The organism is Rhodococcus sp. LB1, assembly GCF_001583455.1.
Taxonomy (GTDB): Bacteria; Actinomycetota; Actinomycetes; order Mycobacteriales; family Mycobacteriaceae; genus Rhodococcus_F; species Rhodococcus_F opacus.
The window spans coordinates 36,975-50,558 of the sequence record NZ_LTCZ01000098.1 but is presented as its reverse complement, the minus strand read 5'-3'; the positions used below and the strand labels follow the sequence as shown (position 1 = coordinate 50,558).

Here is a 13,584-nt window from a genome sequence, read left to right as displayed (position 1 = left end):
ACCGGGCTGCCCGGGCAGCCGGCCAAACCGGGGATCCCGATCGCCGACATCGGAACCGCACTGTATGCGTATTCGGCGGTGCTGGCCGCCCTGTACGAGCGGGAGCGGACCGGGCGTGGGGCGGTGATCCCGATCGCGATGCTGGACGTGGTCGCGGAGATGATGGGTTTCGCGCTCAATCAGGTGATCCACGGCGGTGTCGAACCCGCCCCGGTCGGGATGGGCTCGCCGATGGTAGCGCCCTACGGCGCCTACCCGACCGTCGACGGCCGGACCGTGGTGCTCGGCACCACCAGCGACCGGGAGTGGCGGCGCCTGGCTGCGGACCTCCTGCACCGTCCGGATCTGGCCGAGGACCCCCGGTACGCCGGCAACGCCGATCGGGTGCGGTTGCGGGGCGAGCTCGACGCGATCGTCGGGTTCTGGTGCCGGGAGAGGACTCTGGCGGAGATCCAGCGGGCCGCCGACGCGGCCGGGATCGGCAATGCCCGGCTCAACGGGGTACGCGGTCTCGCCGAGCACCCGCAGCTGGCCGCCCGCGGCCGGTGGCGCGACGTCGACACCCCGGCCGGTCCGGTGCCCGCCCTGTTGCCGCCCGGCCTCGCACAGGGGTGGGCCACGGTATCGGGCAGCGTCCCGGCGTTGGGCGCCGATACCGACGCCATTCGCGCCGAATTCGCCGAACACAGCACCCCACACAGCTGACAACTGTGCGGCCGCAGAACCCAGTTATGACAAATGATTTCACACCCGTTGGGAGAAACCCATGAGACCGCTTCGTTCGTTGTTGTTCGTGCCCGGGCATCGGGAAGGGTGGGCCGAGAAGGCGATTGCCGCCGGCGCCGACGGCCTGATCCTCGACCTCGAGGACTCCGTACCCGAGCACCTGAAGGAACAGGGACGACTGACTGTCGCGCGCACGATCGGAAACCTGCGGGCGGCCGACGCGGATGTCGCACTCTACGTGCGGCTCAACGCACTGGACACCGGGATCACCGGCGACGACATCGCCGCCGTCGCCGTGCCGGGACTCGACGGCTTCGTCCTGCCGAAAACCTATGGCCCCGATGACATCGTCCGGTTCGATGCGCTGGTCACCCATTTCGAGCGGGCCAACCGTGTCGACGCCGGGAAGCTCGAATTCATCTGCTGCCTGGAAACCGCCGAGGCGTATGCGAACTGCGAGAAGATCGCCGTCGCGTCCCCTCGGGTGGCGACCCTGTTCGCCGGGACGGCGCGCGACGCGGACGTGTCCCGATCTGTCGGGTTCCAGTTCACCCCGTCCGGTCAGGAGACGCTGTATCTGCGCAGCCGGGCGCTGCTCGCCGCACGTGCCAACGGCCTCGAGTTTCCGTTGGTCGGGGTGTGGCAGGACCTCACCGACCATGACGGGGCACGGAATTTCTCCGAACGCAACCGCGAACTCGGATTCCGCGGCCAGGTGTTGATCCATCCCTCGCACATCGCGCTCGCCAACGAGGTGTTCAGCCCGTCCGACGCCGAAATTGCTTTCTACGCAGGCATGATCGACGCCTTCGAGGAAGCCGAAGCCAAGGGACTGGCCGCCGTCCGGTACGAGGACATGCACGTCGACTACGCCCACATCAAAACCGCCCGCGAGATCCTCGCCTACGCCAAAAGTCTGAGCCGGGTGGCCGACTGATCCGAACCCGCACCCCCGATGCAGGGCATCGCTGACACCAGCGGATCGTCGCCCCGCCTGACTCGAGGGCGCTCGACCTCTCGGCTGGTCGCGACCGCCGACTGACCGTATCGGGCTTCACAGGGCCTCCGCATTGTTGCTGCGGGGGCCCTACAAGCCGTCACCGGGACAAGTCGACAGTAGGTTCGGCGGTATTCGAGCGGACGATCTCCGCTCCCCCGTTTCGTGGCGACTATCTGGATCGTCTCCCCGCTCGAGGTCGGCACGGTGACTCGAGCCGGCGACCCGGCGTCGCCCAATTACTGTTTCGTGAAACATCTTTCAACCCATATGTGCGGATCGAGGTCATGTGCACCGGGTGCTCCGGCCTGCAGTTGACAGCATCATATATGACGCATAGTGTGCCAAATCACACGTTGTCTGGAAGAGAAGAGGCTCGACGTGACCCCTCCATCGAAAACCCCCACCGCCGGTGCTCCGCCAAGTCGGAAGTCGAAGTCCGTCGGCCCAGCCGTCGTGGTAGGTACCGCACTGGAATTCTTCGATTTCTATCTGTACGCATCAATGGCCGCCTTGGTGTTCGGCCCGATCTTCTTCCCGTCGGAGAACTCGGCGGTGAGCACGCTGGCCGCATTTTCCACGTTCGCGGTGGGATTCCTGGTACGTCCTCTCGGCGGTATCGTCTTCGGGATCCTCGGCGACAGGATCGGGCGCAAGGCGGTGCTGACATGCACCCTTCTGCTGATGGGTGTGGCAACCGGCTGCATCGGGCTGATCCCGTCGTACGAGAAGATCGGGATCGCCGCACCGATCCTGCTGGTGGTGTTCCGCCTTCTCCAAGGATTCGGTGCGGGTGCCGAGTTCGGTAGTGCGGTCGCCATGTCCTACGAGCACGCTGCCAGCAAGTCGCGCGGCCGGCAGGGTGCATGGCCGGCCCTGGGAGTCAACATCGGTTTGCTGGCTTCATCTCTGGCGGTGACGGCCGTGACGAGCCTCAGCGACGACGCCCTCCACAGCTGGGGATGGCGGGTCCCGTTCCTGGTCAGCTTCGTCCTCGTCGGCCTGGGCTACTGGATGCGCCGGAGCCTGCCCGAGACCCCCGAGTTCGAGCAGATGGCCGCTGCGGCCCAGACCCGGAAGAAGGCGCAGCCGCTCCGCAATCTGCTGAAGAACCATTGGCGCGGGCTGACCGTCGTCGCAGTTTCCACTATCGGACTCAACAGCATCAGCTACATCTTCAAGACCTTCTCGCTGTCCTATCTCGCGGAATTCCGCGACGTCGCCGCGAACGTCGGAGCGTTCGGCATCAGCCTGGCCAGTGCCGTTGCGATCGTAGTAGTTCCCTTGGCCGGGCGGCTCTGCGATACCGCTGGGACTCGCCGGGTCATGTTGATAGGTGCCGGGGGTATCGCAGTCCTGGCGTTCCCGTTCTTCTGGCTCCTGGACGCCGACCGGCCGATCTACATCTGGGCGGCACTGATCCTGACCGTCGGTATCGTCCAACCTACGCTACTGGCCGCCTCCGGATCTTTTCTGGCCCAGCAGTTCCCACCCGAGGTGCGTGTGTCGGGTCTGGGCGCCGGGAGGGAGGTCAGTGGAGCCTTCGCCGGCGGACTTGCCCCCCTCGCGGCGCTGACCATGGTCACCCTTTCGCCTACTCACTCCACCTGGGGGGTATCCGTGATCTTCATTGCCGGAGCACTTTTCATCGCGGGCTCCGCGCTCGGTGACCAGTACCGTGATGGCACCCTCCGCGTCGGTATCGATGATCTTCAGGCACGACAGGAAGCGACCGTTCGGGGCCAGTGACGTTGCCGTTCGGCGGTTACACCGCGAACGAGGACTGCGCCAACGGATTCCACCTCACACCCTGGACCCGATCGGGACCGGGGTGTGAGGTGGTAGGTCGACACCTGCGGATCGGTGCGCTCAGTCCACACGCGATACACCCGGTTGTTTCGTTCCTTGCCGTTGCGGTGTGACATGCATGTCTCGGGGCAGTATCGACACGGTGAGGATCAACCCGATCGCGGCGAGGAAGACACCGACGAAGACCGGGTGCAGCGCAGCGGCGAGCTGGGCGGGCGATGCCGGATCCCCGCCGGGTGCCGCGGCGAGAGCGCCGAATGCGGCCGCCCCCAGGGCTCCCCCGATCGAGCGGGCGAAGGCCGTACACGACGTGACGACGCCGCGCTCTTCCCATCCGACACTCGCCTGTGCGGCGATGATGGTGGGACTGGTGATGAAACCGAGTCCCGCACCGACGACGAAACATGCTCCCGAAATCTGCCATCCAGCAGTGTTCACACCGATCAGAACGGTGAGACCGACTCCCACGATGGTGATCGCCGTCCCCGCGAACGCCGTGCGGCGGAAACCGAACCGCAGGTACAGCCGTCCGGACTGGCTCGATGCCAACGGCCACGCCAACGTCAGCGGTGCGAGGACGAACCCACCGGCGAGAGCCGTCATGCCGAGGACGTTCTGCGAGACCAACGGCACGTAGGAGACGAGGGCGGTGACGATGGCGCCGATGATCGCCGAGGTGAGGATCGTTCCCAGGAGGGTCCGCCGGCGGAGGATCCAGAGCGGCACGATCGGGTCGCGTACCCGCCATTCGACGACTCCGAACAGCAGGATGGAGACGGCTCCGGCCGTGACGATCAGAACCCAGGCCCTCGAACCCCACGCCCAGGTGTGACCGCCCTCCAGAAGCCCCAGAACCAGGAGCCCGGCACCGAGGGTCAGCAGTGCTGCCCCGACCACGTCGGGACGCCCGGGCCGTGACCTCTGCTCCACATTCGCCTCGGAGAAGTTGCGGATCAGCAGCAGCGCCGCCGTGGCGCAGATCGGCACGTTGACGAAGAAGATCCCTCGCCAGGAGCCGTACTCGGAGAACAGTCCCCCGACCGCGGGCCCGAGTACGGATGCGGCGGCCCACACACTGGTGATGTAGCCCTGTGCCCGTGGTCGCTCGCGCAGGGTGTAGATGTCGCCGGCGATCGTGAGGACGGTGGGTTGCACCGCGCCCGCGCCGAGGCCCTGCAGTGCGCGGAACGCGATCAGCGCGGTCATCGACTGAGCGAATCCGCACCCGATCGAACCGAGGAAGAAGACGCCGATCCCGACCAGCATGATCGGCTTGCGGCCGACGACGTCGGACAGTTTTCCGAAGATCGGCGTCGTGACGGCGTGGGCGAGCAGGTATGCGGAGAACAGCCAGGGAAACTGGTCGAATTCTCCGAGGTCCTCGACGATCACGGTCACTGCGGTCGCGACAATCGTCGTGTCCAGGGCGACGAGCGTGTTACCGAGCATCAACCCGGCGAGCACTCGCCGCCGGCGCGAACGTGGCTGTGCTTGCGGTTCACGTCCGGGTGGGGTCACCGTTCGGTTCGGTGTCCGCGATCCAGTGCGGCCCGCAGCCCGGCACGATGCGCCGGAGCCGCGACAGCGATGAGCCGCTCGGCCCGCTGGGCTGCCGTGGTCGCGCGCAGATCCGCGACGCCGTACTCCGTCGCGATGATGTCGACATCGCTCTGGAGCGATGTCGTCGGACCGTCGAGTCGTGCGACGAGGGAACTCTTGTCCCCCGCCGGATTGGTGGCCGGTAGAGCGATGACGGACAGGCCGGACTTTGCCATCCGGGTGGCGCGGAAGGAGTCGACCTGTCCGCCGACCGCGCCGACGTAGAGCCCGCCGAGAGACTCGGCATTCACCTGACCGAGAAGATCGACCTGCAGGGCAGAGTTGACGACAACGAACGGGTCGCACGACGCGAGTGCGGCCGGTGCCAGCAGTTCGTCCAGGTGCACGAAGTCGATCCCGGTGTTGCGATCGACGAAGTCGTACAGCCGTGGGCTGCCCAGCGCCATGCCTGTGACACACGATCCGTCGGCGTCGAGGTCGAGCGCACCGGAGGCGACGAGATCGAGAACCCAGTCGCCGATCAAGTTGGAGCGAACCCGCAGGTTCGAACGGTCCCGGATCACGTTGGCGATCTCGGCGGGAATTGCGCCGACACCGAGTTGCAGTGCCGCGCCGTCGGGAATCAGGGCCGCCACGTTCGTAGCGATGGTTCGGTCGAAGTCGGTGGCCGGCCTGGTCGGCGACCCGGGCATCGGGTTCTCCGACGAGACGGTCGCGGTGATCCGTGATTGATGGATACGACGAGAACTGTTGGTTCGTGGCATATTCGGGTTGATCTCTGCGAGTACCACTCGCGCCGAGTCCAGAGCATCGGTGAGGTAGCCGACAGTCCCGCCAAGACTGTGGAAGCCGTCGGCGTCCGCCGGCGGCAGCTGGATGAGAATGACATCTACGGTGAGTGTTCCGTCTCGGAGGTACCGGACCAAGCTGGACAGATGGCACGGCACGATCTGGAGTTGTCCGGTGGCCGCCAACTTCCGCAGGGATCCGTGCGCGGCGTAGGACATCACCGTGGGGTGGCCTTCGGGCACGGTGTGCCAAATGTCGTCGAGGGTGTATCCGCACAGGGCCGTGACGCCGTCGATGCCGCGGGCGGCGTCGAGGAAGTGTCCGACGAGGGTGCGTGGTTCCGCGGTCGCCTCTCCGATGGCGACGAGGTCGCCGGGTCGGAGGTGCTCGGAGATCGAGAATTCGGGCATGTTTCTGCTCATCCTTGTCTGGACGTTTCTTCACGATAGTCGGGGATCGGAGGCTCGGGGGATTCGAAGGCGCCTTCCTCAGGGTTCGCATCATATATGATCGTGTCACGAATTTCTTCGCATCATATATTATTCGTGTTAGGGTCGAGTGAGTTTCGCAGGCTGCGATGCACAGGACGAGCGAGAGGTAGTGGGATGAGTGCCGGTTCAGAATCCGACATGAGTGGAAAGATCGCGCTGATCACCGGAGCCACGAGCGGGGTCGGGCTGGAGACCGCCGTGCGACTGGCCACACGCGGGGCGACGGTCGTGGTGAACGGCCGGTCCGCCGAGCGCGGCAAGGATGCGATGGACCGGTTGCGTGAGGTTTCGGACAACGTGCGGTTCGAAGCAGGTGATTGTTGCGACTACGACAGCATCGCCGCAGTGGCAGGCCGTGTCGTGCGCGAGTTCGATGCCATCGACATCGTGATCAGCGCCGGGGCGCAAGGAGAGTTCGGGCCCACGCCCTTCGCGGAGATGACGGGCGAACAGATCCAGCGTGCCTTCGTGTCGCGATTCTTCCCGCGAATCTATCCCGTTCATGCAGCACTGCCCGGCCTGCGGGTGCGCGGCGGCGCGGCCGTCATGTTGACAACGGATGCCGCCCGGACCCCCACCTCCGGCGAATCCGTCATGGGCGCCGCCGGTGCGGGTGTCATTCTCATGACGAAGACACTCGCGAAAGAGTTGTCACGCTGGCGCATTCGTGTCAATGGTGTTGCTATGACCATCACGTCGGGTACCCCGTCCTGGGATCGAATCTTCGCCACCGAAAGCTTCCAGCAGAAGCTCTTCGACAAGGCGCTGCAGCGGTTCCCCGCCGGCCGTCCTCCCGCGGTCGAGGAAGTGGCCGATGCGGTGACGTTCCTTGCCTCCGATGCGGCCGGACAGATCACGGGTCAGACGCTGAGCGTGAACGGGGGGCTCTCCTTCGGCGGTTGGTGAGCGGGGAGGTCTCCTGGAGAGCCGCACCCGCTTCCCGTCGGCGGCCGTCCTGGTCCGCCGGGCTGTCGCCCTCGAATATGCTGCAGGAAGACCCGACATGCGCGACCGGCACAGCGGGAGGGTAAAGATGAGCACACCCGGGAAGCGATCCCTGCAGCGAGATCCGAACGACCGGAACGTCAGACCTCTCGAACTCTTCTTCGACCTGGTCTACGTCTTCGCAATCGGACAGTTGACGCACCACCTCCTCGCCCATCTCACCTGGACGGGCCTGGTGGAAACCCTGGTGCTGTACTTCGCGGTATTCCTGGCGTGGGCATACACGTCGTGGGCGGGAACTCTCACCGACCCCGACACGTCGTCCGTCCGGATGATGCTGCTGGTGATCATGTTGCTCGGGTTGTTCATGAACGTCGCGATCCCGGAGGCGTTCGGCGAGGCCGGGTGGCTGTTCGTCGCGGCATACCTCACCATCCAGATAGGGCGGACGCTCTGGCTGCTGACCACCGGCCTGGACGAGGTCATGCGTCGGCACTTTCAACGTGCGTTGGTGTGGCTGGTGGCGACCGCCCCCTTGTGGGTCGCGGGTGCGGTGGTCGAGGGTCCGTTGCGCCTGGTGCTGTGGGGTGTGGCGACAGTGGTCGACCTGGCGGGTCTGCTGTCCGCACATCCATTCCCCGGCAAACGATTTCATTCCGAGCGGCTCGACTTCGCGGCCGAGCACCATTTCGAACGGTCTCGGCTGTTCTTCATGATCGCGCTGGGGGAAACTGTGCTGACGACGGGCGCTGCCGTCGCGGGTGCGCCGCTGGTCCCGATGACGCTGTTCACGGGGGTTGTGGCGTTGATCGGCACCATCGCGCTGTGGTGGGTGTACTTCCGTCGTTCCGAACGTGTCGCGGTGCGCCAGGCGGTTGCCGACCGCGATCCGGTCAAAATCAGTCGCTACGCCACCAACACCCTGTTGGTGATGGTCGCCGGCCTGCTCGCGATCGCGGTCGGGGACGAGTTGGTGATCGCACATCCCACCGGACATGCCGACGCCACGACGAATGCGCTGCTGTTCGGTGGCCCGTTCCTCTTCTTCGCCGCGCAGTCCTGGTACATGCGGGTGGTGATGGGCGACGTGCCGCTCTCGCGACCGGTAGCCCTTGTGGTGTTGGTCGCGCTGGCGGTCGCGACGCTTCCGGCTCCGCTCTACGTCGCGGGATGCGCCGCGTTGGCGGTGGTGCTCGGGGTGGCGATCGCCGACGGAAGGCGTGCTGCGGCCGAGGAGGCGAGCGCGGAGTCCCCCTTCGGCGCCGGGGAGTGATCGGACCCGTACCGTCGGCCTCGCGTGAGCGCCTCCCGCTCGCGGAACACGACGTGGTGGTCTATGTCGTCTTCGGGCCTTTCCACTCAATTTTTGGTTAATCCCATTGTTGCAGTTGACATGTCGCGAGTAGTCGCGGTGTTCAGTCGGCCGACGAACAGGGCGTGAACGGGACAACTCTGTGACGGTTGACACACCACTCGCTACTTGTTAGCGTCGACACATCATATTTGATCCATGATGCGGTATTGCTCCGAGAATCACTCGTCGAGCCGCTATCGAGGTCGGAGGCACCTCCATTGACATCAAAAACATCACGCCCGGTGCACCCAGGCGACGCCGACTCCATGCTGGCCCGCGGTGAATGGCTGCCGTGGATTGACGGCATCGCAAGCGGCAGGGAGGGGCGAAAACTCCTCCCGGTGCTGGATCCGGCGACAGACCGTGAGCTCGGAACGGTTCATCTCGCGGACGAGGAAGACGTAGACGCCGCCGTCGACGCCGCGAACCGTGCGTTCGACACCTGGAGCGAGACCGCCGGTCGTGAACGTACCCGCCTGCTGTGGGCGTGGGCCGACCTGATCGAGCGCCACGCCTACGAACTCGCGGCACTCGACGTGCTCGAGAACGGAATGCCGGCGCGACAATCGCTCGCCTACGTTCTCTGGGCCGCCGACACGATTCGTGAAACATCCGGTTGGGCTTCCAAACTCACCGGTCTGACCAGTGATCAAGGGCCGGGCCTCTTCGCGCATACGCTACGGGTCCCTGTGGGTGTGGTCGGCGCCATCTGCCCGTGGAACGCGCCCGCCGCCAGTTTCCTGCGCCAGATCGCTCCCGCCCTCACCGCCGGCTGCACGGTTGTCGGGAAACCCTCCGAACTGACCCCCTTCACGGCCCTGCGCGTCGCGGAACTCGCCGCAGAGGCCGGCATCCCACGGGGCGTCCTCAACATCGTTCCCGGTGTCGGCTCCGTGGCCGGCGAGCATCTCGCCCGCCATCACGGCATCGCCCGCATCAACTTCACCGGTTCCACTGGCACCGGGCGCCGCATCGTCGAGGCCTCGGCCACGAACATGAAACGGATGACGCTGGAACTGGGAGGCAAGTCCCCCGACATCATCTTCGACGACGCGGACCTGTCGGCCGCGATTCCGGGTGCGGCGGCCGGCATCTTCACCAACGCCGGGCAGGTGTGCGTCGCCGGCTCGCGCTTGTTCGTCCAGGCCGGATGCTATGACGAGGTGGTAGCAGGGCTGCAGCAGGAGGCGCGCCGCCTCACCGTCGGACCCGGGTTCGAGCCGACCAGTGACATCGGCCCCCTGATCTCGACCAGTCAACGCCTGCGGGTCCAGGGACATGTCGACGGAGCCGTCGAGGATGGCGCCACCGTCGTGCTCGGCGGCGCGTCGGTCGACGCTGCCTGGAACGTCAACCGCAACTTCTACCAGCCGACGATCATCGCCGACGTCACGCAGGACATGCGCATCGCACGCGAGGAGGTCTTCGGACCCGTGGTGAATGTCGTGCGTTTCCGGGACGAAGGGGAGGCGCTCGCGCTCGCCAACGGCACCGACTTCGGCCTGGCCGGTGGGTTGTGGACGCAGAACCTCAGCCGTGCACACCGTTTCACCCGCCGTATCCGTTCCGGAATGTTGTGGGTCAACTGCTACGGCGCATGGGCCACCTCACTCCCACACGCGGGGCAGAAGCAGAGCGGGTACGGCGCCAAGTACGGATTCCAGGCTGTTGCCGAACACACCGAAGAACGAACTGTCCTGATGAAGCTCTGAAACCCTCCTTCCACTCGACCTTTCGATACGGAGATATCCATGAAGACCAAAGCCGCAGTGCTACTGGAAAACAGCACCGAGTTCGAGATCCGCGAACTCGACATCGACGAACCCGGAGTCGGAGAGGTGCAGATCAAATTCGTCGCCTCCGGACTCTGCCACTCCGACCTACATCTGCTCGACGGCGACCTCACGCCCAGATATCCGATCGTTGCAGGTCATGAAGGTTCGGGCATCATCGAAAAGGTCGGCCCCGGGGTGACCAAGGTCGCGCCCGGCGACCACGTCGTCTGTAGCTTCATCCCGTCCTGCGGAACCTGTCGCTACTGCTCCACCGGCCGACAGAGCCTGTGCGACCTGGGCGCCAACGCCGTCCTCGGCACTTTCCCCGACGGTGGCACCCGGTACCACGGAGACGGCCTCGACTTCGGCAGCCTCTGCATGCTCGGAACTTTCTCCGAACGTGCGACGCTGTCACAGCACTCCGTCGTCAAAGTCGACGACTGGCTGCCGCTCGAGACAGCAGTTTTGGTGGGGTGCGGTGTGCCGACCGGTTGGGGCACCGCCGTATACGCGGGCGGCGTGCGCGTCGGCGACACCACGGTCATCTACGGAATCGGCGGAATCGGCATCAACGCCGTCCAGGGCGCGGTCAGTGCCGGTGCGAAGTACGTCGTCGCAGTCGACCCGGTGGCGTTCAAGCGCGAGACAGCCCTGAAGTTCGGCGCCACCCACGCGTTCGCGTCGGCGGCCGACGCCGCCGAGAAGATCAACGAGATCACCTGGGGACACGGCGCCGATCAGGCTCTGGTCACCGTGGGTGTCGTCGACGAAGAGGTCGTGCAGAACGCGTTCGACGCCGTCGGCAGGGGCGGCGTCGTCGTCGTCACCGGTCTGGCGGCACCGGAGAAGCTCACCGTTCACGTGTCGGGTGCCGTGCTGACCAAGTTCGAAAAGACCATCAAGGGAACGATGTTCGGGTCCGGAAACCCGCACTACGACATCGTTCGGCTGCTCCGCCTCTACGACAAGGGCGACCTGAAACTCGACGAACTCGCCACCAAGACCTATCGCCTCGAAGACATCAACCAAGGATTCCGGGACCTGAAGGACGGCAAGCTGATTCGCGGCGTGATACTCCACGACCAATAGCTTTCGACGAACGACCGAAAAGATCTCCAACCACATTTCGAGAAAAGGAACCCCCCATGCCTTCTGATCACAAGCAATTCCAGGCGCGTCGCGTCGTGTCCGGTGTCAACGGCGAAGGAAAGTCCACGATCGTCCTCGACGAGAACACCACCACCCGTGCCGTCACCGACGGATTCACCGTCGCCGACGTCTGGCAGGCCGACACCATTCCGGCGTCGGTAGATGCGAAGGACACTCTGGACGGCACCGTCGCTCTCGCACCTCCGGCCGAGGGTGTCGTCGTGCGGTTCGCGACGTTCCCGCCGGACAGCGAATGGGATGCGGCCGCGGGCTACGAAAGCGCCCTCGGCGACCTGCAAGCCGGGGACGCCTACACCGCAGACGACGCCATCAGCGGACTGCACGTCACCGAGACCATCGACATCGTCACCATCGTGTCCGGCGAGCTGTACGCCGTCCTCGAGGATTCCGAGACACTGCTGCGACCCGGCGACACTTTCGTCCAGCGCGGCACCAAGCACACGTGGAGCAACCGAAGCGACCGTTCCGCCACGTTCGTCGCCACCATGATTCCCGCGACTCGCGATTGATATCCGCCGCCGGCACCCGTGACACCAAACATCGACACGACAAAAGGGAAGACCATGACGACATTCCATGACGGCGAGAGTGGGATCGGCGCTGTTGGCGGCAGTGTGAGCGGCACTCGCCGGAGTCCGGGTGTCATCGTGGCGCTCTGCTTTGCCGCGCTGATTTGTGACGGATACGACCTGGTCGTCTACGGCGCCACGGTGCCGTCGTTGCTGGCGTACGAACCGTGGGGTCTGACCGCGATGGAGGCCGGTGCCATCGGCAGCTTCACCCTCGTGGGGATGCTCGTCGGGGCGCTCGCGTCGGGTGCGGTCTCGGGGCGATTCGGGCCGAGACGGCTCTTTCTCGGGTCGATGGTCTGGTTTGCGACCGCGATGGGATTGTGCGCGGTGGCGCCGAACGCCGAGGTCTTCGGCATGCTCCGATTTGTCGGGGGTCTCGGTCTGGGCGGATTCGTCCCGGTGTCCGTTGCACTGATCATCGAGTTCTCACCCGGCGGTCGGCGCCAGCTCAACAATGCGCTGTCCTGTTGCGGGTACTGCATCGGCGGCATCGCCGCTGCGGTCGCGGGGATCGTCCTACTGCCCGACCTCGGGTTCCGATGGATGTATGCCCTCTGCCTCGTGCCGCTCTTCACGGTGTTCCCGCTGGCACTGCGGTACCTGCCGGAATCGCCGTCGTACCTCGCGAGCCGCGGGAGGGAGGGCGCCGCCGATGCGATCGCCCGCGACTTCGGTGTCGAGCGGACCGGCCCGGCGTCGAGCGAATCGTCAGGGGCCGCTCCCTCGTCGATGCGCGAACTCCTGAAACCGGCGCACCGGCGCACAACTGCACTGTTCACAGTCGCGGCTTTCTGCGGGCTGCTCATGACCTACGGGATCAGCACATGGCTGCCCCACATCATGAGGCAGGCCGGGTACTCCCTCGGGAGTTCGCTGACGTTCCTTCTCGTACTCAACGCGGGCGCCATGGTTGGGGTGCTCATCGCCTCGACACTGGCCGATCGACTGGGCTCGCGGAAAGTCACCGCAACTGTGTTGCTCCTGGCCGCGGTGTCGATCCTGATGCTCAGCCTCCGGATGCCTCTACCGATGCTGTACATCTTCGTGGCGGTCGCCGGTCTGGGCACCATCGGCACCCAGATCCTGATCATGGGGTACGTCGGCACAGTATTCGGAGGAACGATGAGGGCCCCCGCGGTGGGATTGACCGTCGGGATCGGCCGCGCGGGAGCCGTGATCGGACCCATCATCGGCGGGTGGATCGCGGCGTCCACGCTCGGCTACCAATGGAACTTCTACGCGTTCGCGGTCTTCGCAGTCGTCGGGATGGCGGCGATCCTGATGATTTCGGTCGGATCCTCGTCTCGTGCCGACTGTCCAGACGTCGCGGAACGGGTGGATTCGGCGCTGGTGCCGGACTGAGCGTGACTGCGTCCAGAGCTCTGGACACTCGTTG

Annotated in this window: 11 protein-coding genes; 9 read left to right on the top strand and 2 right to left on the bottom strand. The window is 65.5% G+C overall.

All coding sequences use genetic code 11. From position 1 onward, the window contains the following. The 3 genes from AZG88_RS16470 to AZG88_RS16460 all read left to right on the top strand — a co-directional run. On the top strand, positions 1-705 hold a 705-nt coding region (locus AZG88_RS16470), incomplete at its 5' end, for a CoA transferase (protein ID WP_197487839.1). A 61-nt stretch (positions 706-766) separates the two neighbouring features. Continuing rightward, a complete protein-coding gene (locus AZG88_RS16465) occupies positions 767-1,663 on the top strand; it encodes an HpcH/HpaI aldolase/citrate lyase family protein (protein ID WP_061045685.1) in 897 nt (298 codons plus the stop codon). A 441-nt stretch (positions 1,664-2,104) separates the two neighbouring features. Next, on the top strand, positions 2,105-3,472 hold the full coding sequence (locus AZG88_RS16460) for an MFS transporter (protein ID WP_061045686.1): 1,368 nt from the start codon (positions 2,105-2,107) through the stop codon (positions 3,470-3,472). Between the two features lie 120 nt (positions 3,473-3,592). Here AZG88_RS16460 and AZG88_RS16455 read toward each other — a convergent pair whose 3' ends face one another. Together AZG88_RS16455 and AZG88_RS16450 are read right to left on the bottom strand one after the other, a co-directional pair. Then, a complete protein-coding gene (locus AZG88_RS16455; RefSeq protein ID WP_231914035.1) occupies positions 3,593-5,050 on the bottom strand; it encodes an MDR family MFS transporter in 1,458 nt (485 codons plus the stop codon). Then, a complete protein-coding gene (locus AZG88_RS16450; RefSeq protein ID WP_061698284.1) occupies positions 5,047-6,291 on the bottom strand; it encodes an acetyl-CoA hydrolase/transferase family protein in 1,245 nt (414 codons plus the stop codon). The genes AZG88_RS16455 and AZG88_RS16450 overlap by 4 nt, the downstream gene beginning before the upstream one ends. 195 nt (positions 6,292-6,486) lie before the next feature. On the opposite strand from AZG88_RS16450, the gene AZG88_RS16445 reads away from it, so the two are divergent. From AZG88_RS16445 to AZG88_RS16420, 6 genes are all read left to right on the top strand, one after another. After that, entirely contained in the window at positions 6,487-7,278 is a 792-nt protein-coding gene (locus tag AZG88_RS16445; RefSeq protein WP_061045688.1) for an SDR family NAD(P)-dependent oxidoreductase, read from the top strand. Between the two features lie 127 nt (positions 7,279-7,405). After that, the gene (locus tag AZG88_RS16440; RefSeq protein WP_061045700.1) at positions 7,406-8,590 is read left to right on the top strand and encodes a low temperature requirement protein A; all 1,185 of its coding nucleotides are present in this window, start codon (positions 7,406-7,408) and stop codon (positions 8,588-8,590) included. A 323-nt stretch (positions 8,591-8,913) separates the two neighbouring features. Next, a complete protein-coding gene (locus AZG88_RS16435; RefSeq protein ID WP_231914034.1) occupies positions 8,914-10,383 on the top strand; it encodes an aldehyde dehydrogenase family protein in 1,470 nt (489 codons plus the stop codon). Positions 10,384-10,422: 39 nt separating this feature from the next. Beyond that, on the top strand, positions 10,423-11,535 hold the full coding sequence (locus AZG88_RS16430; protein ID WP_061045689.1) for an NDMA-dependent alcohol dehydrogenase: 1,113 nt from the start codon (positions 10,423-10,425) through the stop codon (positions 11,533-11,535). A 56-nt stretch (positions 11,536-11,591) separates the two neighbouring features. Beyond that, the gene (locus AZG88_RS16425) at positions 11,592-12,125 is read left to right on the top strand and encodes a cupin domain-containing protein (RefSeq protein ID WP_061045690.1); all 534 of its coding nucleotides are present in this window, start codon (positions 11,592-11,594) and stop codon (positions 12,123-12,125) included. A gap of 54 nt (positions 12,126-12,179) precedes the next feature. Beyond that, positions 12,180-13,550, top strand: coding sequence for an MFS transporter (locus tag AZG88_RS16420; protein WP_061045691.1), 1,371 nt, complete (start codon positions 12,180-12,182; stop codon positions 13,548-13,550). Positions 13,551-13,584 lie beyond the last annotated feature (34 nt).